This window comes from Akkermansia massiliensis (assembly GCF_018847375.1).
Lineage (GTDB): Bacteria > Verrucomicrobiota > Verrucomicrobiia > Verrucomicrobiales > Akkermansiaceae > Akkermansia > Akkermansia massiliensis.
In genome coordinates this window covers 1,150,859-1,172,867 of sequence record NZ_CP072036.1, presented here as the reverse complement: position 1 = coordinate 1,172,867, position 22,009 = coordinate 1,150,859, and the positions used below count along the sequence as shown (strand labels likewise).

Genomic DNA, 22,009 nt, shown 5'->3' with positions numbered 1-22,009 from the left:
GGGAATTCCAATCCACACAGCCATGAAACTGACCATCGACCAAGACAAGTGCATCCACTGCCATTTATGTGAAAAAGCCTGCTTCCTGACCCGCTTCTGCGGCTTCGATTCCCTGGAAGGAGCTGCGGAACAATACTGCATCGGCTGCGGCCATTGCGTAGCCGTCTGCCCGCGGCAGGCCATTACCCACTCCGGAGTAAAAAGCACGGAACCCATAGGCCCCGTTCCGGGCGAAGCGGAAGTGCTGAACCTGCTGATGAAAACCAGGAGCGTGCGGCACTTCAAACCGGACCCCGTCAGCCGGGAAACGTGGAACGTCCTGCGCCGCGCGGCGGAATACTCCCAGTCCGGCCTGAACGCCCAGAGCATCCGCCTGACGGCGGTGGAAGACCCGGATACCCTCTCCGGCATCAGAAAGGCCCTGCTCCGCATGTACGACAAGCTGGAAAGGCTGGCCGCCTTCCCCGTCACCCGCCTGGCCGCCCGGCTAGCCCTCTCCCCGCAGGATTACCACGCCGTCATCTCTGAAACCGCTACGCAACCCCTGCGCAGGCAGGCGGAGGAACGGGGGGAAGACCCCGTACTGTACGGCGCCCCGGCCCTGCTCCTGCTGACCGGCCCGGCGTCACAAACCGCGCGGGAAGACGCTACGGTCCTCTCCCATAATATCATGATGGCCCTGACCGCGCTGGGGCTGGGGAGCTGCTACATGGGCGGCCTGGTCCTGGGATGCAGGGTTTTCAAGTACAAGCCGCTTCTCCGCGCCCTGGATTTGCCGAAAGGCCACGCGGTCCATCAGGCCCTTGTGCTGGGGACGCCCACCGTACAGCTCAAACGCATGCCGGAACGGAAGCGCCGTAAAATCAGGTTCCGGTAAGCTTCCCCGTCAACGGTCCGCTTCCTGCTCCTCATAGCGGGAAAGGAGGAAATCCAGGTCTTCCAGCAGGGTCTGGCAGGAACGGTCCCACCGCTTCCTGCCCTGGAGCGCCATCACGCATTCCTTTCTCCCGGTAAAACAGTATTTGGTAATGCCGTGCACCTGCAATTCTTCCACCTGCTTTTTCAGCTCACAGGCAAAAAACAGCCAGAACGGCACGCTGCGGGCAATCTCCGCCACGCTGACCGTCATGGGGGGCGTTTCCTCCTTCAGCTCCCTTGCCAGGTGCGCCAGGCCTACCTCCGTAAGCATGCGGCGCAGGCGTTCATACAGCTCGGACACCTGCATGACGGACAGGTCGCACTCATGCTCCAGATAATAGCGAACGGAGGCCAGCAGGTCATCCTTGAACGGCAGGGTGGTTCCGGCGCGCCGGGCGGCATGTTCCAGGGCATCCGCCAGCCACTGTTCCCCGTACTCGGTGATCAGGCAATCACCAAGCTTGAGCAGCGGTCTGTTGTTTCGGAAGCCGATCATGGAACAGGGAAAAGGGGAAAATTTAAAGGATGGGAAGCTTGCGCTGGAGAGGATCAATCAGCGTCTGGTGGCGCATCTGCGTGATCTCCTGGATGAACTCCTCCACATTGGAAAACTGGCGGTACACGGACACGTAGCGGATGTAGGCGACGGGATCGATGGCGTAAAGTTTTTCAATCACTTTCTTGCCGATCTCGCTGGAGGGAACTTCGCGCAAATGGTCGCGGTGCAATTCGGAAATAATTTCTTCCACGGCGCGGTCCAAGCGGTCCATGCTCACGGGCCTCTTTTCACAGGCCTTCACCAAGCCGCGCAAAATCTTCTCGCGGTTCAGGGCCTCCCGCAGGTTGTCTCTTTTTACAACGCGCAGCTCCGTACGTTCAATCTGCTCATAGGTCGTGTAACGGTAATCGCACCTCAGGCACACGCGGCGGCGGCGGATGGTCGTCCCGTCCTTGGACATACGGGAGTCAATGACCTTATCCTCCAAATGACCGCACTGAACGCATCTCATGGCACGACCATACTACTACATAACGCATCCATAAAGGAAAAAGTACGCCAAATATAGTACAGAGGCCTTAATGGTCAGCATCTCCCAACCAACACTTCCTGTGAATAAGCCGGGGACAAAAACACTCCCGTCCGCGTTTCCGCACGGATTGACGGAGATGCCGGAATTGTGAATAAGAGGCAGGCGAGCTTCCATGTACTCCGGGTGTGAAGACACATTTTTTATGCTCTCCTCCCACCGGAATAAAAACCGGGAGGATTCCGGTCCGCGCCAGGGTCGTTCATGGCCGTCCGTTACGGGTTCACCGTTCCGCCTTGATTGACGATACTGCCCGCAGCCAGCCTGGCGCCATTCAGATTCAATACAGCGCCGTCTTTGACGAGGACTCTGCCCAGATTCAGGGCCTGTCCCTCCATTCCTTCCAGGGACATTTCCACCTTTCCGGACAAGATCCAGGAACATTTCAAGGAAGCGGGCAGCACCCGTTTCAACACGACGCGGGCCATTCCCTCCGCTCCCCCTCCGCCTTCCGCACGAACCACCTGCACTTCCGCCTGTCCGGACAAGCGGACGGGGTGGGCTTTGTCCTGGACCGGCGAGGGCTTGAGTTCCACGGTGGAGCCTCCCGGAATATTCCAGGCCTGACGGCCCGCAAGCTGTACATTTGTCTCCAACTGCAAATTTTTCCCCTCCGCCAGGCGGATGCCTCCCGGCCCAAGCGCCAAACGGTCGCCGGAGCCCCCTCCTTTGCTCTGAATAATCACGGTATTAACGGCGGGGTCCTCCACACGGATGCCGAACAGCTTCACCACGCCCGATACAATGCTGGGTTTTACGGAAGAAGCCAAGTTCCACACGCCCACGTTTTTCCCCGGCATCTTCCGGTTCATCCAGGCATCCGGAGAACCGAGAGGAGCCTCATAGCGGCCGCTGCGGACGGAACCGGTATCCTTCCCGGCCAGACGGGCGGCTTCATAGGCAAAGCGCGCGCCGATGCTGATCTGGGACTGGCCGTTGTAATGCACCCCCATCTGGTCGCCGGCAGTCAGCTTGGGAAGGTCCCTGGTAGGGGCATAGCCCAGGGACGGACGGGAGGCGGCCAGCTCCTTCATCACCTGGTGGGTCGTTTTTCCCTGAACTTCGGTATCATTCCCCTTCAGGCCTCCGGTGACATTGCCCGTCTCCGGATCGCTTTCATTCTTTCCGGCCCAGTTGGCATTCTCGCCAATGACGGCTCTCTGTACGGCCAGGGCGGACGTATCCCCGTACGGTTTCAAGTCCGCCGCCAGATTGCCCAGAAGCTCCAGAAAACGGGAAGCGCTTTCCGGAACGGAAGCGCCGATATTGCTTTCCCCCTGCAAATACAGCAGCCCGGCAAACTCCACTTTGGAGTATTTGGACTTGCCTACCGTGGCACAGGCGTTTTTGACGGCCTGCACCAGCGCCTTGTAAGCCTGGCCGTTCTTTTGCCAGTGGGAATTGCCGCCGCCGTCGCGGGAGGCTTTCACAATGGCCACATCCGCATCCCTGAACCATCCGTTCTTCTCCAGGGTAAAGGCAAACCCGTATTCCGGACCCATGCACAAATTGCCGTTATAGCGCGGCATGGCGGGCCGTACCTGCTCCCAGGACGTGGAGGCCCCGGGAAACACCCCTTCCCTCTGGCCGAAGTTTTCATGCCAGTACAACGTCTTCTTCGGCTCATACTTCTTCAACAACTCCGGAGAAGCGGGACTGCCCTTCACGGCTCCCAGGGAATTGGATTGGCCCGTCAGCAAAAAAATCTTCAATTCTTTTGCGGAGCATACCGAAACAAGGCACAGGAACAGGAAGGACAGCAGATAGGTCATTTGAGTTACAATTGCAGGAACACAACTATAACTGCCGGAATTTTCCTTTTCAATCGTCAACTGCCAGATATGGGAGCCGGAAGGAGGAGGAAAAGGAAAAGACCAGTTCTTCTTCTATGCTCCCGATGGGCAGCATAGCCCCCTTATTGATTTTCTACCGAAGAGCTTGGAGGAGGCAAAGGCGCGACGGCTCGGACAGGCGGCATGTACCAAATGTTCCACTTAGCCGGAGGAAGGAAGATCGCGCCATCAAGAAAACGAACAAGCCCCGCCAGTTGAGGAACTGGCGGGGCCTGATGAAAAAAAATCCCGGCGGCGACCTACTCTTGCGGGACCTATCGTCCGACTACCATTGGCGCGGCAGCGTTTCACTTCCGGGTTCGGAACGGGACCGGGTGGGACCACTGCGCTCTGGCCACCGGGCTTCAGGGGGAAGAGGGCTTTTTTTCTCTTCATCCTGCCTGCCCGGGAGCCCTTGGGGGGCTTTGAGGGGGATTTTTTAAGGGTTGTTGTGTGTGTGGCTAAGAAGATTTCCTCTCGTTACGAGGGGAAGGAATCAGCGTAAACTGACATCTGCGTGGCTGGTGGTGTTACTTTTAAACATACATCCAATGAACAAGACAACAGCAAGTTGTTATTCACGAACGGGAGTGATGTAATATGATGAAGTCTATTGGTGATTAGTATCGCTTGGCTCAATACATTGCTGCACTTACACCTGCGACCTATCAACGTGGTGGTCTTCCACGAACCTATAGGGAAAACTCATCTTGGGATGGGCTTGGCGCTTAGATGCTTTCAGCGCTTATCCCGTCCGCACTTAGCTACTCGGCCATGCACTTGACAGTACAACCGATGCACCAGTGGTGCGTCAGACCCGGTCCTCTCGTACTAAGGTCTGAACCCCTCAATTTTCCAACGCCCACAGAGGATAGAGGACCGAACTGTCTCGCGACGTTCTGAACCCAGCTCGCGTGCCGCTTTAACCGGCGAACAGCCGGACCCTTGGGACCTTCTCCAGCCCCAGGATGCGACGAGCCGACATCGAGGTGCCAAACCACGCCGTCGATATGAACTCTTGGGCGTGATCAGCCTGTTATCCCTAAGGTACCTTTTATCCGTTGAGCGACGGCAATTCCACTTTCTACCGCCGGATCACTTGGGCCTGCTTTCGCATCTGCTCGACTTGTTGGTCTCACAGTTAGGCGGGCTTATGCCCATGCACTCGACACCCGGTTGCCAACCGGGCTGAGCCCACCTTCGCGCTCCTCCGTTACTCTTTGGGAGGATACCGCCCCAGTAAAACTGACCGGCTGACACGGTCCTCTGGCCGGATTCACGGCTCAGGGTTAGATCCTCCAGTTTCAAAGGGTGGTGTCTCATTGATGACTCCGACGCCCCCTAAAGGGCGTCTTCAGCGTCTCCCACTTACTCTGAGCATTAAAACCGAAGAAACAATGACAGCTTACAGTTAAGGTCTATAGGGTCTTTCCGTCCTTCTGCGGGTAGGCGGCATCTTCACCGCCACTACAATTTCACTGAGCGCCTGGTTGAGACAGTGCCCAACTCGTTTCACGATTCGTGCAGGTCGGAACTTACCCGACAAGGAATTTCGCTACCTTAGGACCGTTATAGTTACGGCCGACATTCACCGGGACTTGGGTTCAGAGCTTCGCCTTGCGGCTAACCCCTTGCCTTAATCTTTCGGCATTGGTCACGTGTCACACCCTATACTTCGACTTGCGTCTTTGCAGAGTGCTGTGTTTTTGATAAACAGTCGGTTGGGCCATTTCTCTGCGGCCTGCATCGCTGCAGGCACCCCTTCTTCCGAAGTTACGGGGCTAATTTGCCGAGTTCCTTAACCAGGTTTCACTCTTACGCCTTGGTATATTCTACCCACCCACCTGTGTCGGTTTGCGGTACGGGTCGCTTAGCATACGCTGGGGCTTTTCTTGGCACTCGATCCAATGATGCGCTGAGTCCGTGGACTCAACTCGGAATTCAATAACCTAGTCATCTTTTCTCATGCGTCCCCCCAGTTTAAGGGTCGCGAGCTCAGGATTATTAACCTGATATCCATCGCCTACGCCTCTCGGCCTCGGCTTAGGTCCCGGCTAACCCAGGGACGAAACACGTTGCCCTGGAAACCTCGGGTTTACGGCGGCCGGGGATTTCACCCGGCTTTACGTTACTCATGTCTGCATACTCACTTGCATGTGCTCCAGGGTCAGTCGCCATCACCCTTCAACGCGCATGCAACGCTCTTCTACCACTCTACCGTAAGGTAAAGTCCAGAGCTTCGGTATAACGCTTGATCGCCAATCATTTTCGGCGCAGGATCACTCGATGAGTAAGCTATTACGCATTTTTTAAATGGTGGCTGCTTCTAAGCCAACATCCTCACTGTCTGTGTAATCCCACATCCTTTCCACTGAGCGTTATTTAGGCACCTTAGCTGCTGGTCTGGGTTGTTTCCCTCTCGACAATGAAGCTTATCCCCCACTGTCTCACTGCCACGTTCCATTGCACGGTATTCGGAGTTTGATAAGGTTTGGTAAGCGGGTGTGCCCCCTAGCCTTGTCAGTGCTCTACCCCCGCGCATCAGCACGTGACGCTGCACCTAAATGCATTTCGAAGAGAACCAGCTATCACGGGGTTTGATTAGCCTTTCACTCCTACCCTCAGCTCATCAGAGAACTTTTCAACGTTCACCTGTTCGGTCCTCCACATGGTTTTACCCATGCTTCAACCTGGCCAAGGGTAGGTCACCTCCGCTTCGGGTCCAGTACCTGCGACTTAATTCGCCCTATTCGGACTTGCTTTCGCTGCGACTCCGGGCCGGAAGCCCTTAGTCTTGCCACAAACACTGACTCGCAGACTCATTAAACAAAAGGCACGCCATCGCAGATTGCTCTGCTCTGACACTTTGTAGACATACGGTTTCAGGTTCTATTTCACTCCGCTCACAGCGGTTCTTTTCACCTTTCCCTCGCGGTACTTGTTCACTATCGGTCGCCAACTAGTATTTAGCCTTGCGCGGTGGTCCGCGCTGATTCATACATCGTTCCACGTGTGATGTATTACTCAGGATCCCACTAATTCCCACGCTGGATTTCGTCTACAGGGCTTTCACCTTCTACGGCCAGCCTTTCCAGGCTGTTCTACTATCCAGTATGGTCGAATATCTCGTGGTCCTACAACCCCGAAGGAGTACCTTCGGTTTGGGCTCCATCCGCTTTCGCTCGCCACTACTTACGGAATCGATTTCTCTTTCTTTTCCTCCGCTTACTGAGATGTTTCACTTCAGCGGGTTTCGCGTTTCATACCCTATGTATTCAGGTATGAACGATCGAGTATTGCCTCGATCAGGTTACCCCATTCGGATACCCCCGGATCATCGCTTGCTTGCAGCTTCCCGAGGATTTTCGCAGCTTGCCGCGTCCTTCTTCGCCTGTTGGCACCAAGGCATTCACCGTACGCCCTTACTTACTTCATCATATTGCAAAAGTTTTTTACCACTTCCACAATACCACAAAGCCCTTTCGTGACTTACTGTATTGTCTTATTTCTTGGTATGCATGTTTTAAATTGTGTATTGTAGTTGTTTTTCAACTACCCACTTTGTTGGAAAGCAATTGCTTCTCAGCAATTGTTTTCTTTGCCACGCAGATGTCAATTTTCGCTTTCCCTCAATAATCGATTTTTTTGGTGGGCCTGACAGGACTTGAACCTGTGACCCCGCGCTTATCAAGCGCGTGCTCTAACCAACTGAGCTACAGGCCCGGTTTTGGGTCTCGCAGAGGCAGTTAACAGTGAACAGGCAATAGTTAATAGCCATTTATCGTTCTCCGTTGCCGCCTTCTTACCGAAACTGGTGGAGGCACGGGGACTCGAACCCCGGACATCCAGCTTGCAAAGCTGGCGCTCTACCAACTGAGCTATACCCCCAGTTGCGGTTCTTTTTGAAAAAAGGTCGTCACGCACGTCGTGCCTAGTTTCGCTCCAAGCGAACTGGCTGTTTACACATCTTTGGTTCGTTGCGGGCCCTCGCGGGTTTCGCTCTCTCTTCCCTCGGGAAGAGATCCGACCTGTGCATTTTTCATGCACTTTCTCCATAGAAAGGAGGTGATCCAGCCGCAGGTTCCCCTACGGCTACCTTGTTACGACTTCATCCCAGTTACCAGTCTCACCTTAGGACCCTGCCTCCTTGCGGTTGGCTTCAGATACTTCGGGTGCGACCGGCTTCCATGATGTGACGGGCGGTGTGTACAAGACCCGGGAACGTATTCACGGCGCCGTAGCTGATGCGCCATTACTAGCGATTCCGGCTTCGTGTAGGCGGGTTGCAGCCTACAGTCCGAACTGGGCCCAGTTTTTAGGATTTCCTCCGCCTCGCGGCTTCGGCCCCCTCTGTACTGGGCATTGTAGTACGTGTGCAGCCCTGGGCATAAGGGCCATACTGACCTGACGTCGTCCCCACCTTCCTCCCAGTTGATCTGGGCAGTCTCGCCAGAGTCCCCACCTTTACGTGCTGGTAACTGGCAACAGGGGTTGCGCTCGTTGCTGGACTTAACCAAACATCTCACGACACGAGCTGACGACGGCCATGCAGCACCTGTGTAACGCCTCCGAAGAGTCGCATGCTTTCACATGTTGTTCATTACATGTCAAGCCCAGGTAAGGTTCTTCGCGTTGCATCGAATTAAGCCACATACTCCACCGCTTGTGCGGGTCCCCGTCAATTTCTTTGAGTTTTAATCTTGCGACCGTACTCCCCAGGCGGCACGCTTAACGCGTTAGCTCCGGCACGCAGGGGGTCGATTCCCCGCACACCAAGCGTGCACCGTTTACTGCCAGGACTACAGGGGTATCTAATCCCTTTCGCTCCCCTGGCCTTCGTGCCTCAGCGTCAGTTAATGTCCAGGAACCCGCCTTCGCCACGAGTGTTCCTCTCGATATCTACGCATTTCACTGCTACACCGAGAATTCCGGTTCCCCCTCCATTACTCTAGTCTCGCAGTATCATGTGCAGTCCGGGGGTTGAGCCCCCGCCTTTCACACACGACTTACGAAACCGCCTACGCACGCTTTACGCCCAGTGATTCCGAACAACGCTTGAGACCTCTGTATTACCGCGGCTGCTGGCACAGAGTTAGCCGTCTCTTCCTCTTGTGGTACTATCTTTTTAATTTGCTCCCACATGACAGGGGTTTACAATCCGAAGACCTTCATTCCCCCACGCGGCGTCGCACCATCAGGGTTTCCCCCATTGTGAATGATTCTCGACTGCTGCCACCCGTAGGTGTCTGGACCGTGTCTCAGTTCCAGTGTGGCCGGACATCCTCTCAGACCGGCTACCCGTCATCGCCTTGGTGAGCCGTTACCTCACCAACTAACTAATAGGACGCGAGCCCATCCCCAAGCGCATTGCTGCTTTAATCTTGCGATTTTATGCGGTATTAATCCCAGTTTCCCGGGGCTATCCCACTCTTGGGGGCAGGTTACTCACGTGTTACTCACCCGTGCGCCACTAGAGAATTATTAGCAAGCTAGCAATTCTCTCGTTCGACTTGCATGTCTTATCCACGCCGCCAGCGTTCGTTCTGAGCCAGAATCAAACTCTCCATCAAATATAATTTTTGAAATTGCTGGACCAAATGGAATCTTTCGATTTCATCTGCGCCATGCTTCAGTCAGCTCTTCCCTCAAGTTGTGTCTCTTGAGGTCCTCTTCGCTCTGCCAAGCACGGCGCGCGTCACGACCTTTTTTCTTTCCCCTTGCTTCTACCAATCCGCCCCTCTCGGAGCTAGGTCGCTCCTTCGGGTTTTTTCTCCCTCACACGTCTCTCGACGCATTCAGGAAAACCCTCGGCGGGTTCGGTAGTCATTCCCTTGAAATCTTCTTATCGGCCCCTTTAATGAGGCTCTTCCGGGTGGCCGGCCCCGGCTTCATTCAGGCCCTCTTCCGAGTCCCTCCTGCCGCCGGGCTTTTCATCCCGTCGCCGTGTTGGCGTGCCGAGAAGTCTACCATTTTCACCTCCCTTGTCAATTTTTTTCGAGTCGTTTTTTGTGAGAGTCTTTCACCCATTTTGTCACGTCCATTCATAACTTCCAATTTATAAAATAGTTAGGCTTTTGTCATACTCCCCCTCCCTCGTGCCATTTTTTTGAACATTTTCTCCCGTGATGTTTCCGCAATAACTACAGTTCCTCTTTTTTGCCCCCTGCCAGGACGAAAAAAAGGGCTATTGAACGCAGGTGCTTCCTCCGCCCACCTCCATTGCATTCCTTCCCTTGAAAAGGAGACTGAACCATTTTGTTTTCCCATGGACGGAAAGGATTTTTTCTGCTATCTATAGGAAGTTTTTATTATTTTGCCATCTATGAAAAGATCATTCTGGATTGGAACTATCTGCGCTGCCTGCTGCCTGGGAAACATTCCTTCCTCATCCGCTGTACAAACAGCCAGTATAGGCTCCACTTTTTCCTGCACCTTCCTGGATTCCGGGGACCAGGGATTTTTTGATTCATCAAGCACCCATACATGGGACCAAGGCCAGATAGACGCTGCCATGCGGGCGTTGACCACATGGGATAGCTTGATCAATTCCACCCCGGGCAGAACACTTACTGTTGGCCTCACCTGGTACGACGGAGCCAATTCCTCCACTCTGGCCTCCGCCTATTCCCCTTATTTCTACTACCAGTCAAATGGACCGCAACAGGTTTCCACCCTGGTGGAGTCCGTCTGGCGCGATGGGAGCACGAGGACTGCAACGGGTTACGATATTTACATCCAGTGCAATACCTCTCATTTGAATTCTCTTTATTACGAGGTCGCCTTACCGGCGGAGCATACGGGAAAATATGATTTTCAAAGCATCCTGACCCATGAGATAGGGCATGCCGCAGGGTTTCTTTCCCTGGCGACACAAACCGGTACCTTCCAGGTCCAGTCCGGGAATGCTTCAGCAGCTTACAGCACCATGCTGTACACCAGGTATGATTCCCTGTTAACCAACCAGGAAGGCCAATCCATCGTGAATAAGGCCGGAAACGGGAATACGGCATTTACACTTGGAGAAACCCTGTCCCTGGGCGATACGGGGCTCACCGCCTATAACCCCGCCACCTGGCAGCAAGGGTCCAGCATGGCCCACATCGACAGCGCGAGCGATCCGGACGCCCTCATGCAGTATTCCATTTCGCCGGATACCTACCACCGTACCCTGACGGATGGAGAAATGGAATTGATGCGTTCCATGGGCTGGAAGATGGTTCCGGAGCCCGGCACCTCCACGCTTTCCCTGCTGGGGCTGGCCGTGCTCGCTTTACGAAGACGCCGCTGCTGACGGTTTCCTCTCCCGGATTTTCCTTTCACGTCGGCCAGACGGCAGTTTCCTTTAGCCGCCAGGGAGTGGATTGGTAGCAGAAGGGCGTTCCTGCCAGGGAACGCCCTTCATGGTTTTTCCCGGCGGCACACCGGAAAAGCAGCCTTTTCAGTTATTTCTTTTCCTTGGTAAAGTCCAGCTTGCCGCCCTTTTCCCGCACCACGATTTCCGTCCCTTCCGGGAAGTCGCCCTCCAGGAGCTTGAGGCTGAGGGGGTCCAGCAGGTCATGCTGAATGGCCCGCTTGAGGGGACGCGCTCCATAGACGGGGTCAAAGCCATGGTCCGCCACCAGGGCCGTAGCCTCCGGAGTCATGCGCAGGAACAGGCCCTTGGCTTCCAGGCGCTTGCGGACGCGCTGGAGCTGGATGTCCACAATGCCTTTGAGTTCCTCCGCCGTCAGACGGTCAAAGATGATGATTTCATCAATGCGGTTCAGGAATTCCGGGCGGAAGTGGCCGCGCAGGGCTTCCATCGCCTTGGCTTCCCGCTGTTCCGCGTTGGATTCATTGAGGATGTACTGGCTGCCGATGTTGGAGGTCATGATGATGACAGTATTCCGGAAGTCCACCGTACGCCCCTGGCCGTCCGTGATGCGGCCGTCATCCAATACCTGGAGCAGCACGTTGAAGACGTCTGGATGGGCTTTTTCAATTTCATCAAAGAGGACCACGCAGTACGGACGGCGGCGCACGGCTTCAGAGAGCTGGCCGCCTTCTTCATAACCCACATATCCGGGAGGCGCCCCGATGAGGCGCGCCACGGAGTGCTTTTCCATGTATTCGGACATGTCAATGCGCACGATGGCGTTTTCATTGTCAAAGAGGAATTCCGCCAGCGCCTTGCTGAGCTCCGTCTTGCCCACGCCCGTGGGGCCCAGGAACAGGAAGGAGCCGATGGGTCTGTTTTCATCCTGCAATCCCGCGCGGGCGCGCCGCACGGCGTCGGACACGGCCTTGACGGCCTGCTTCTGCCCGATCACGCGGGCGCCCAGGCGTTCTTCCATGTGCACCAGCTTGGCGCGCTCCCCTTCCTGCAGGCGCGCGGCGGGAATGCCGGTCCAGGTGGCCACCACCTTGGCGATGTCCCCTTCCGTGACTTCCTCCTTGAGCAGGCCTCCGTCCTCCTTCTGCATTTTGTTGAGCTTTTCCTTGCCTTCCATCAGGGCGCGTTCCGCTTCCGGAAGTTCACCGTACGTGATTTCGGAAGCGCGGGTCAGATCCCCCATTCTCTTGGCCCTTTCGCTTTCCAGCTTGAGGGCCTCTATTTTTTCCTGTTCCCTGCGGACGGCGTCCAGAACGTCTTTTTCACTTTTCCACTTGGCAATCATGGAGCCGGATTTTTCCTTCAGGTCCGCCAGATCCTTGGTGATTTTTTCCAGACGCGCCTTGCTGTCGGCATCCTCTTCCTTCACCAGGGCCTGCCGTTCCATTTCAAGCTGCATGGCTTCACGTTCGATCTGGTCGATTTCCGTAGGCATGGAGTCCAGCTCAATCTTGAGCCGGGCCGCTGCTTCGTCCACCAGGTCCACCGCCTTGTCAGGCAGGAAACGGTCAGAGATATAACGGTCGGAAAGAGTGGCGGCAGCCACGATGGCGGCGTCCGTAATGCGCACGCCGTGGTGAACTTCATAACGTTCCTTCAGGCCGCGCAGAATGGCGATGGTGTCCTCCACGCTGGGTTCAGACACCATGACAGGCTGAAACCGTCGTTCCAGGGCCGCATCCTTTTCAATGTATTTGCGGTATTCGTCCAGCGTCGTCGCGCCGATGGTCCGCAGTTCGCCACGGGCCAGAGCGGGCTTAAGCAGGTTGGAGGCGTCCACCGCCCCTTCACTGGCGCCCGCGCCCACGATGGTGTGCAGTTCGTCAATGAACAGGATGATTTCACCGTTGGAGTCCGTCACTTCCTTGAGGAAGGATTTCAAGCGTTCTTCAAATTCGCCGCGGTATTTGGCCCCCGCGAGCATGGACCCGATGTTGAGGGACACAATGCGCTTGTTGCGCATGCTTTCCGGCACGTCACCGTTGACAATGCGCCGCGCCAGGCCTTCTGCAATGGCGGTCTTGCCCACGCCGGGCTCCCCGATGAGCACGGGGTTGTTCTTGGTCCGGCGGGAAAGGATCTGGAGGACGCGGCGGATTTCCGTATCACGGCCGATAACGGGGTCAATCTTGCCGGCGCGGGCGCGGGCCGTCAGGTCCGTGCCGTATTTTTCCAGCGTCTGGTATTTGCCTTCCGGGTTGTCGTCCGTCACGCGCTGGTTGCCGCGCACTTCCTTCATGGCGGCCAGATAGTTGTCCTTGGACAGTCCAAAGGTGTCCGTCAACTGGTGCACCTTGTTCTGCGTGTCCAGAGCCCCCAGCATGAAGTGCTCCACGCTGAGGTAGTCATCCTTGAGCTTTTTGCGTTCATCCTCGGCAGCGTGCATCACCGTAGCCAGGTCACGGCCCATCTGGGGCTGCGTGGTAGCACCGCTCTGGGTGGGTTCATGGGATACTTCCCTCTGGGCGGCCTGCAACAGCAGGCCCGGATCACAAGAGGCCTTCCGGAGAATAGGGGAAAGAATTCCGCCGTCCTGCTCCAGCAACGCCACCAGAACGTCCAGGGAGGAAATTTCCGGCTTTCCGAGCCGCCCTGCCGTCTGCTGCGCCTGCATCAGCGCTTCCTGAAATTTTGTTGTTAGATTGTTAAGCATGGTATGTTGGTAATTTAGACATAAGAATATCTCCAACCGTTGAATGGGAAAGCAGGATTTTTGCCGTTATCCAAATTTTTTTGACCCTCCGAATTCCTTGTAATATTGTAGTGCATCCGGCGTATTTTACAGAACCAGCATTTTACCGGCCTTTTCTTTTTTCCTGTCTCCAGTTTTTTTACCAAAATGATCCGTCTTTCTTTTCTTCCGTTCCTATGCTCCGCCCTGCTCCTGGTTCAAACGGGAGCCTCCGGCAAGGAGATGCCTTCCCCCTATCCCGCTCCGGAACCCGGCGTCCGCCTGACACCGCCGGAATCGCCGGCTCCCGTGCTGAACGAACCGCGGCTTTTCGGCGCACGTCCCGGCTCCCCCATCCAGTTCGCCATCTGCGCCAGCGGAGAACGCCCCATGAGCTTTGCCGCCGCCAAATTGCCCCCCGGCGTGAAGCTGGACAGGGAAACCGGCGTCATCACCGGTAAAATCAGCCGTCCGGGAACTTATGCTTTTCCCGTGCAGATAAGCAACAGCCACGGCAAAGCGAACGGGACCATCACTGTCCGCATCGGGCAGGAGATGTGCCTGACTCCCCCCATGGGCTGGAGCAGCTGGTATTCCTACAGCGGCGGCGTGAGCCAGGAAAATATCCTGAAAACCGCCCGGCTGCTCATCACTTCCGGGCTGGCCCAATACGGCTACCGCTATGTCAACATTGACGATTGCTGGCAAGGCGCCAGAGGCGGCAAGTACCGCGCCATCCAGCCCAACAAGCGTTTTCCGGATATGAAGTCCATGTGCCGTGAAATCCACAGCCTGGGACTGAAAGCGGGGATTTACTCAACCCCGTGGATGGGAACTTACGCCGGCTACATGGGAGGCACTTCCCCCAATCCGCAGGGAGATTATTCCTCCCTGGCCCTTCCTGAAAGCAAACGCCCGCAGCCCGATCAATTGTTCGGGAGCTGTCCGGGTTCCCAGCGGCTGGGAGCCGCCAAAACAGGCCCCGTATGGATGATTACCCAGGATGCCAGGCAGTGGGCGGAATGGGGGTTTGATTACGTCAAGATGGACTGGTACCTGATCGACGTGCCCAGCACGGAAAGAATCGCGGCGGATTTGAAAAAAAGCGGCAGGGACATTGTGCTGAGCGTTTCCAATTCCACCCCGTTCGAGATTGCCGGCCCCATCAGCAAAACGGCCAACGTCTGGCGCACGACGGGAGATATCGAAGACCACTGGGGCAGTTTGAAGAAGATCGCTTCCTCCCAGGAGAAATGGCAGCCCTATGCCGGACCGGGGCACTGGAATGATCCGGACATGCTTCAAATCGGCCGCCTGGGCAAGGTCGGAAAGGCGAATACCACATTCTCCCCCACCCGGCTGACTCCGGACGAGCAGTATTTCCAGATGTCCTTCTGGGCCATAATATCCGCCCCCCTGATTATTTCATGCGATCTGGAGCATCTGGACGATTTCACGCGGGGCATCCTGTGCAACCGGGAAGTGATCGCCGTCAACCAGACGTTTCGCGGCCCTTCGGAAAAAGTCCTGTCCCAAGATGATGGAGAAGTATGGATCAAACCGCTGGGGGAAGGCCGTACCGCCGTCGGCTTTTTCAATAAAAGCAATAAAGGCCAGATCATTCATGTCCCCCTTTCCCGCCTCAAGCTGAAGTCTCCGCAAAACGCGCGCGACCTGTGGAAGCAGGAAAACGCCGGAACGGCAAGCCGGGAAATGAAGGTGCGGCTCAATCCCCACGGAGCGGCCCTGTTTCTTCTGGAAGGCAAAAGATAGCCCCATGGTTCTGGAGGAGAGTTCCTCCCTTTCATTCATAAAATCCGCCCCGGCGACCGGAGAAAGATGCGGAACCAAGGCACCGGACAACTGCCGGACGATTTTTCCGCCAGGGTATTCCCCGGACCGGGACGGTCAACTATATACCACTAACTGGGGGGCAATGTATCCAGGGCGGCGTTCAGCGTCATCACGTTGATTACGTTTTCCCCCAGGATGTCGCCCGGAATGAGGTGTTCCGCCACCAATCGCCTTACTTTTTCCAGTGGCAGCTTGCGGGCCGCCGCCACGCGGGCCGCCTGGAATTCCGCCGCTTCCGGGGAAATGCAGGATTCCAGACCGCTTCCGGAAGCGAACAGGAGATCTGCCGGAACAGGCGTTTCCTGCGGCAGGTTGTGGGCTTTCAGCAGGGCCGCCTTGCGCTCCGCCACCGTCCTGACCAGTTCTCCGGAGGTCCAGGAGAGGTTGCTGGCACCGGAAGGCATGGTGGCGTAGTCCCCGGCGGAGGGCCTGGGCCAGAAGTACCTGGCGGAAGTGAAGGGCTGGGCGATGAGCTCCGAGGCGATGACTTCCCCCCGTTCATTCCGGATCAGGGAGCCGTGCGCCTGATGGGGGAACAGAATCAGGCTGACAAGCGTGACAGCCAGGGGATAAATGCCGCCGGTGACGACGGCCAGCGCCAGAAACAGGCGCAGATTGGGAAATGTCCATTTCATAATGATTCAGCAGGTTGATTTTTAATTGTTCAGACGAGGTGCAGGGCGGTGACGGCCATGTCGATGAGCTTGATGCCGATGAACGGCGCAATCAGGCCGCCTACCCCGTAAATGAGGATGTTGCGCTTCAGCAGGGAGGCTGCTCCCGCCGGTCGGTAGGAAACCCCCTTCAAGGCCAGTGGAATAAGCGCCACGATAATGAGGGCGTTGAAGATCACCGCGCTGAGGATGGCGCTCTGCGGGGAGTGCAGTCCCATCACGTTCAGGGCGGAAAGCGGGCCCCGGGCCATGCCGTCAGCCACAAAGAGGCCCGCAAACATGGCGGGAATGATGGCGAAGTACTTGGCCACGTCATTGGCGAAGGAGAAGGTGGTCAGCGCGCCGCGGGTGATCAGCATTTGCTTGCCGATTTCCACGATTTCAATCAGCTTGGTCGGGTTGCTGTCCAGGTCTACCATGTTGCCCGCCTCCCGGGCGGCCTGCGTGCCGGTGTTCATCGCCACGCCCACATCGGCCTGGGCCAGGGCGGGAGCGTCGTTGGTGCCGTCCCCGGTCATGGCCACCAGATGGCCTTCCGCCTGTTCTTCACGGATGCGCGCCAGCTTCATTTCCGGCGTGGCTTCCGCAATGAAGTCATCCACTCCGGCCTCCGCCGCAATGGATGCGGCAGTCAGGGCATTGTCCCCTGTCACCATGACGGTGCGGATGCCCATGGCCCGGAGCCGGGCGAAGCGTTCCTTAATGCCGCCCTTGACGATGTCTTTCAGGTAAATGACGCCCAGCACGTCCCTTCCCCGGGCCACCACCAGCGGCGTGCCGCCGGCACGCGCGACGTTCTGCACGGTCATTTCCACCTCCTGCGGGAAGGCTCCGCCCTGGTCCTTCACCCACTGCGCCACGCTTTCCGCAGCGCCTTTCCGGATGGAAACGGCCGGCTGGCCGTCGTGCGCCGCAATGTCCACGCCGCTCATGCGGGTGGAAGCGGAGAACGGAACAAAGGTGATGTGGTCCGCGTCCATGTGGCGGCCCCGGATTCCAAATTGCTTTTTGGCCAGTACTACGATGCTGCGCCCTTCCGGCGTTTCATCGGACAGGGAGGCGAGCTGGGCGGCTTCCGCCAGCTGCTGGTCCTCCACGCCGGGCGCAGGCAGGAATTCATTCGCCATGCGGTTGCCGAAGGTGATGGTTCCGGTCTTGTCCAGCATCAGCACATCAATGTCCCCGGCCGCTTCCACGGCACGGCCGGACGTAGCCAGCACGTTCCGGCGCACCAGCCGGTCAATGCCGCTGATGCCGATGGCACTCAGCAGGCCGCCGATCGTCGTCGGAATCAGGCACACCAGCAGGGAGACCAGAACGGGCAGGGAGATATGGCCATCCGCCCTGAAGCCCAACGCCCGGGCGGAATCTTCAATGTATCCGGCCATGGCTGGGAGGGAAAGCACTACGGCAATGAAGACGATGGTCAGCGCCACGAGCAGGATGCCCAGCGCGATTTCATTGGGCGTCTTCTGCCGGCTGGCGCCCTCCACCATGGCGATCATGCGGTCCAGGAAGGTATTGCCCGGTTCCGCCGTGATGCGGATGACGATGCCGTCGCTGATCACGCGGGTGCCCCCCGTTACGGCGCTGCGGTCTCCCCCGCTTTCACGGATGACCGGGGCGGATTCCCCGGTAATGGCGGATTCGTCCACGCTGGCGATGCCTTCAATCACCTCGCCGTCAAGAGGAATGATGTCCCCGGCCTCGCACAGCACTTTTTGCCCCTTGCGCAGCTCGGAAACGGAGACTATTTCCTCCGTCCCCTTGTCCGTCAGCAGACGGGCGTTCACATAGACGCGCATTTTTTTCAGAGCGTCCGCCTGGGCCTTTCCACGGCCTTCCGCCAATGCTTCCGCAAAGTTGGCGAACAGGACGGTGAACCAGAGCCAGAGCGTGACTTGCAGGGTAAAGCCGAAAGGCTGCCCGGCGGCGGCATCCCGGATAAGGACGACCGTGGCAACCAGGGCACCGATGGCCGTGACGAATATCACGAAGTTTTTGGATAAAGCACGCGGGTCAAATTTGCGCAGCGCGTCCCGGAAGGCCGTTTTCAGCATGGCCCCGTTGCACCAGGATTGATTCTTTTTTTCTTCTTTCATCATCGTAAAATCTGGATTGTTGGTGAATGCTACTTACAGCATGGTTCCCGAATACAGGAGCAGATGCTCCAGAATGGGCCCCAGGGCCAGGGCCGGGAAGAAGGTGAGGGCGCCTACAATCAGCACCACGGCCACCAGCAGAACCATGAACATCAGGTTGTCCGTCGCCATGGTGCCCTGGGCCGGAGGCGCGGTTTTCTTGGATACCATGCTGCCCGCAATGATCATCACCGGAATGATGGCTCCGAAGCGGGCCAGCAGCATCGCCAGGCCGCCCAGCACGGAATAGAAAGGCGTATCCCCCACAGCCAGGCCGGCAAAGGCGCTGCCGTTGTTCCCGGCCTGGGAACCGAAGCAGTACAGGATTTCCGTCAGCCCGTGGGGTCCGGCATTGCAGATGGATTCACGCCCCACTTCCGTAGCGGCGGCCAGTCCGCTCATAAGCAGGACGGTTATGCCGGGCAGCAGAACGCCCACCATGGACCAGCGCACTTCCCGCGCTTCAATTTTTTTGCCCAGGAATTCGGGAGTACGCCCCACCATCAGCCCGCACAGGAAGACGGTGATCATGGCGAACATCAGCATGCCGTACAGGCCGCAGCCCAGACCGCCGAAGATCACTTCACCCAGCAGCATGTTGAACAGGGCAATGCCGCCGCCCAGCGGGGACATGCTGCAGTGCATGCAGTTCACGGAGCCGTTGGAGGAGGCCGTCGTAGCCACGGACCAGAGGGAGCTGTTCGTCACGCCCAGGCGCACTTCCTTGCCTTCCAGCATTTCCATGCCGGGGAACAGCGGGTTCCCCGTGTGTTCCGCCCACTGGGAAAGCCCGATGGTCGTCACAAGCAGAAGCATCATGGCGCCGAAGATGATCCAGCCCTGCCTTTTTTTCCCGATCATCACGCCGTAGGCATACGGGCAGGCGCAGCCGATCAGGAGCAGGGAGAGCATTTCAACCATGTTGCTGAACGGCGTGGGGTTTTCAAAGGGGTGCGTGCTGTTGTTCCCGAAGAAGCCGCCGCCGTTCGTCCCAAGCTGCTTGATGGCCACCTGGGAGGCCGCCGGACCGTTGGGAATCACCTGCTCCACGCCGTCCATGCCCGGTACGGTGGCGGGTCCGTCAAAGGACTGCACCACCCCCTGGGAGACCAGCAGAAGCGCGACGACCACGGAAATCGGAATCAGAAAGTACAAGGTACTGCGCGTCAGGTCCGCCCAGAAGTTGCCCAGAGTGGAGGCGCATTTCCTTTTCAGACCGCGGATCAGGGCGGCCATGACGGCAATCCCCGTGGCGGCGCTGACGAAGTTCTGCACGCCCAGCCCGGTCATCTGGACAAAGTAGCTGATGCCTTCCGGCCCTTCGCCGGAGTAGAACTGCCAGTTCGTGTTGGTCATGAAGCTGATGGCCGTATTCAGGGCAATGTCCCACCGCATGTTTTCCGTGCCGGCGGGATTCAGCGGCAGCCATTTCTGGCACAGCAGGGAAAGGAACAGGATGAGGAATCCGGCGGCGTTGAACAGAAGAACGGCCGTCAGATACTTTTTCCAGTCCATTTCGCGGGAGGGGTCCACGCCGGCCACACGGTAGGTGCAGCGCTCCACGGGACCAAGAACCGGGGAAAGCCAGCTCCGCTTTCCCTGTAAAACATTCGCCAGCCACTTCCCGAGCAACGGAGTGAAGGCGACCAGTATGCCTATGAATAGGACAATGATTAACAAGTCGTGTGAGGACATAACGCAACTTTATACATGTTCCGGAAATTCCGGGTAGTTAACAAGGGGCTGCCGGACATTAAGAAATTGTTAATTTCCCTTTGGAAGCCCGTTTTTCATGACGCCAGTACGCCGTTAGAATTCCACGCCCAGGCGGAAGCCCACCCAGAACTCGTCCCCGGCGTCCCTGCGGCGCAGCACCGTAGCCGCCTGGGAATAATTGACGGAGCCGGAAAGGGAATAATGTTCCGCAAACCGCCACGTCACGCCCAGGCTCCAGTCAATGCAGTTGGAGCCGTCGTCATAGTCCACGTTATAACCGCCGTTGTATCCGTACCTGGCCATGGGCGTTACCGTCACGTTCTCCACGGGGGACCATTCCAGTTGCACAAAGGCGCTGTAATAGGCTTCAAAATCCTGGTGTTCCACCTTCACCTGGGTTTCCGCCCCCACGGTCAGCCAGTCCGTCACGGCATAGGAGACGGTCAGGGCCGGATTGGCTACGTTGTAGTCCTGCGTGAAATAGAACTGGTGCTCATACCAGGGATTGACGGTCCACTTCCCCAGCTTCCAGGCGTAACCCAGAACCAGGTCCAGCTCGTCATAATTGGAGGAATCCCCCCCGGCGTACCAGGCGCTGAGCGTAAGGTCTTTCCAGGAGATGCTCGGAGCCACTTCCCAGATGCCGCTGCCCGGCAGGCAGTCCAGCCCTTCCGTCACGTATTTGCTGGACCAGCCCGCGGAAAGGGAGAAAGCCCAGTCCGTGTCCGTAGAAGGGATGGCGGCCTCCTGCGCGTTGGCCAGGGAGGGAGAGGAGGGAGAGGCCGTTTCCCCGCCCATGCAGACGGTTCCTGCCATCATGGCGCAGCCCAGAACTGCGGCCCCTATGTTTCTTGCGGTGTATGTAATCTTCATAAAGACGTATCGAATACGTCCTAAATCCTACACAGCATATTGACCTTCGTGAAGTTAAGCCATGCCCTGCAACCGTTATGAAAAAATATATTTCCCGGCTTCCACGGGTGGAAGGCCACAGCCTTTCCCGGCCCGCGGAAATGGGAAAAAGATTTATTCAGCTCCGTCCGCCACAATTCTGTATCCCAGGCCGGATTCCGCGCGGATGATGCGGTTTTCCGGATCGGAATCCCCCAGCTTCTGGCGCAGGTGGGCGATGTGCACCCGCAGGTAGTGCGTATCTTCCTCATGCTGGGGGCCCCAGATTTCACGGAGAAGCTGGCGGTGGGTCATCACCTTGCCCTGATGGAGCAGCAGAAGGCGCAGAATGCCGTATTCCTTGGAGGTCAGATGGATTTCCTCCTTCCCCTTCTCCACGCGCCGGGAGCTCAGGTCCACAATGATGGATCCCAGCCGGAATACGGAGGGCTCCCTGTCCGGCCGGTTGCGCCGCAGCATCACGCGCAGGCGCGCCAGCAGTTCCCGGCCGCTGAACGGCTTGGTCAGGTAATCGTCCGCCCCGGCGTCCAGGGCGTCCACCTTCTCATCCTCCCTGTCCCAGGCCGTCAGGATCAGAATGGGAACCTGCGTCCATTCCCGGAGCTGTTTGAGCACTTCCAGTCCGTTGATGTCCGGAAGGCCCAGGTCCAGAATAATGGCGTCCGGCCGTTTCAGAGCGGTCTCGCTCAGGCCGAGCTGCCCGTTTTCACACTCGCGGACATGGTAGCCTGCGCCGGTCAGCGTCAGGTTCAGGAGACGGCGTATCTGCCGTTCGTCATCAATAACCAGGATATCTGCGGGAAGGTCGCTCATAACACGGGGAAGGAAGGT

The 22,009-nt window shown here is 57.3% G+C and carries 13 protein-coding genes, 2 tRNA genes and 3 rRNA genes; 3 read left to right on the top strand and 15 right to left on the bottom strand.

The genetic code is table 11. From position 1 onward, the window contains the following. Positions 1–22: 22 nt before the first annotated feature. The gene (locus J5W70_RS04880; protein WP_180973663.1) at positions 23–877 is read left to right on the top strand and encodes a nitroreductase family protein; all 855 of its coding nucleotides are present in this window, start codon (positions 23–25) and stop codon (positions 875–877) included. 9 nt (positions 878–886) lie between these two features. Here J5W70_RS04880 and J5W70_RS04875 read toward each other — a convergent pair whose 3' ends face one another. From J5W70_RS04875 to J5W70_RS04835, 9 genes are all read right to left on the bottom strand, one after another. Continuing rightward, a complete protein-coding gene (locus J5W70_RS04875) occupies positions 887–1,414 on the bottom strand; it encodes a hypothetical protein (protein WP_022395913.1) in 528 nt (175 codons plus the stop codon). Between the two features lie 22 nt (positions 1,415–1,436). Beyond that, positions 1,437–1,928, bottom strand: coding sequence for a transcriptional regulator NrdR (gene nrdR, locus J5W70_RS04870; protein WP_012419886.1), 492 nt, complete (start codon positions 1,926–1,928; stop codon positions 1,437–1,439). Between the two features lie 293 nt (positions 1,929–2,221). After that, the gene (locus J5W70_RS04865) at positions 2,222–3,778 is read right to left on the bottom strand and encodes a sialate O-acetylesterase (protein WP_022395912.1); all 1,557 of its coding nucleotides are present in this window, start codon (positions 3,776–3,778) and stop codon (positions 2,222–2,224) included. Between the two features lie 307 nt (positions 3,779–4,085). Then, positions 4,086–4,201 (bottom strand): 5S ribosomal RNA (gene rrf, locus J5W70_RS04860). Positions 4,202–4,438: 237 nt separating this feature from the next. Beyond that, positions 4,439–7,274: ribosomal RNA gene (locus J5W70_RS04855) — 23S ribosomal RNA — on the bottom strand. A gap of 210 nt (positions 7,275–7,484) precedes the next feature. After that, positions 7,485–7,561 (bottom strand) — tRNA-Ile (locus J5W70_RS04850). Between the two features lie 89 nt (positions 7,562–7,650). Then, a tRNA-Ala gene (locus J5W70_RS04845) sits at positions 7,651–7,726 on the bottom strand. A gap of 170 nt (positions 7,727–7,896) precedes the next feature. Then, positions 7,897–9,408, bottom strand: a 16S ribosomal RNA gene (locus tag J5W70_RS04840). Together the 16S, 23S and 5S rRNA genes with 2 tRNA genes alongside form the textbook arrangement of a ribosomal RNA operon. Positions 9,409–10,126: 718 nt before the next feature. Beyond that, positions 10,127–10,351 carry a hypothetical protein gene (locus J5W70_RS04835; RefSeq protein ID WP_180973631.1) on the bottom strand — a complete coding sequence of 75 codons (225 nt, stop codon included), beginning with the start codon at positions 10,349–10,351 and terminating at the stop codon, positions 10,127–10,129. Positions 10,352–10,376: 25 nt separating this feature from the next. Here J5W70_RS04835 and J5W70_RS04830 point away from each other — a divergent pair, with 25 nt between their 5' ends. Then, positions 10,377–11,129 (top strand): PEP-CTERM sorting domain-containing protein, encoded by a 753-nt coding sequence (locus tag J5W70_RS04830; protein WP_180973630.1) that lies wholly within the window; start codon positions 10,377–10,379, stop codon positions 11,127–11,129. Between the two features lie 151 nt (positions 11,130–11,280). Here J5W70_RS04830 and clpB read toward each other — a convergent pair whose 3' ends face one another. Then, positions 11,281–13,863, bottom strand: coding sequence for an ATP-dependent chaperone ClpB (gene clpB / locus J5W70_RS04825; protein WP_022397910.1), 2,583 nt, complete (start codon positions 13,861–13,863; stop codon positions 11,281–11,283). A 186-nt stretch (positions 13,864–14,049) separates the two neighbouring features. Here clpB and J5W70_RS04820 point away from each other — a divergent pair, with 186 nt between their 5' ends. Beyond that, the gene (locus J5W70_RS04820) at positions 14,050–15,654 is read left to right on the top strand and encodes a putative Ig domain-containing protein (RefSeq protein ID WP_022397911.1); all 1,605 of its coding nucleotides are present in this window, start codon (positions 14,050–14,052) and stop codon (positions 15,652–15,654) included. Between the two features lie 149 nt (positions 15,655–15,803). On the opposite strand, the gene kdpC is transcribed toward J5W70_RS04820, so the two are convergent. From kdpC to J5W70_RS04795, 5 genes are all read right to left on the bottom strand, one after another. Beyond that, positions 15,804–16,370, bottom strand: coding sequence for a potassium-transporting ATPase subunit KdpC (gene kdpC, locus J5W70_RS04815; protein ID WP_022397912.1), 567 nt, complete (start codon positions 16,368–16,370; stop codon positions 15,804–15,806). Between the two features lie 29 nt (positions 16,371–16,399). Next, positions 16,400–18,511 carry a potassium-transporting ATPase subunit KdpB gene (kdpB, locus tag J5W70_RS04810; protein ID WP_102721335.1) on the bottom strand — a complete coding sequence of 704 codons (2,112 nt, stop codon included), beginning with the start codon at positions 18,509–18,511 and terminating at the stop codon, positions 16,400–16,402. Positions 18,512–18,544: 33 nt separating this feature from the next. Beyond that, positions 18,545–20,245, bottom strand: a complete 1,701-nt coding sequence (kdpA, locus tag J5W70_RS04805) for a potassium-transporting ATPase subunit KdpA (RefSeq protein ID WP_022397914.1) — start codon at positions 20,243–20,245, stop codon at positions 18,545–18,547. Positions 20,246–20,359: 114 nt separating this feature from the next. Continuing rightward, positions 20,360–21,139, bottom strand: a complete 780-nt coding sequence (locus J5W70_RS04800; RefSeq protein WP_022397915.1) for a TonB-dependent receptor — start codon at positions 21,137–21,139, stop codon at positions 20,360–20,362. 153 nt (positions 21,140–21,292) lie between these two features. Then, positions 21,293–21,991, bottom strand: coding sequence for a response regulator (locus J5W70_RS04795; protein ID WP_022397916.1), 699 nt, complete (start codon positions 21,989–21,991; stop codon positions 21,293–21,295). Positions 21,992–22,009 lie beyond the last annotated feature (18 nt).

Excerpts from the sequence above, each read along its gene's own strand:
- J5W70_RS04795 (WP_022397916.1), bottom strand. The coding sequence starts at position 21,991 with ATGAGCGACCTTCCCGCAGATATCCTGGTTATTGATGACGAACGGCAG.
- kdpC (WP_022397912.1), bottom strand. The coding sequence starts at position 16,370 with ATGAAATGGACATTTCCCAATCTGCGCCTGTTTCTGGCGCTGGCCGTC.
- nrdR (WP_012419886.1), bottom strand. The coding sequence starts at position 1,928 with ATGAGATGCGTTCAGTGCGGTCATTTGGAGGATAAGGTCATTGACTCC.
- J5W70_RS04865 (WP_022395912.1), bottom strand. The coding sequence starts at position 3,778 with ATGACCTATCTGCTGTCCTTCCTGTTCCTGTGCCTTGTTTCGGTATGC.
- J5W70_RS04880 (WP_180973663.1), top strand. The coding sequence starts at position 23 with ATGAAACTGACCATCGACCAAGACAAGTGCATCCACTGCCATTTATGT.
- kdpA (WP_022397914.1), bottom strand. The coding sequence starts at position 20,245 with ATGTCCTCACACGACTTGTTAATCATTGTCCTATTCATAGGCATACTG.
- J5W70_RS04875 (WP_022395913.1), bottom strand. The coding sequence starts at position 1,414 with ATGATCGGCTTCCGAAACAACAGACCGCTGCTCAAGCTTGGTGATTGC.
- J5W70_RS04820 (WP_022397911.1), top strand. The coding sequence starts at position 14,050 with ATGATCCGTCTTTCTTTTCTTCCGTTCCTATGCTCCGCCCTGCTCCTG.
- J5W70_RS04800 (WP_022397915.1), bottom strand. The coding sequence starts at position 21,139 with ATGAAGATTACATACACCGCAAGAAACATAGGGGCCGCAGTTCTGGGC.
- J5W70_RS04835 (WP_180973631.1), bottom strand. The coding sequence starts at position 10,351 with ATGGCAGCGTCTATCTGGCCTTGGTCCCATGTATGGGTGCTTGATGAA.
- kdpB (WP_102721335.1), bottom strand. The coding sequence starts at position 18,511 with ATGAAAGAAGAAAAAAAGAATCAATCCTGGTGCAACGGGGCCATGCTG.
- clpB (WP_022397910.1), bottom strand. The coding sequence starts at position 13,863 with ATGCTTAACAATCTAACAACAAAATTTCAGGAAGCGCTGATGCAGGCG.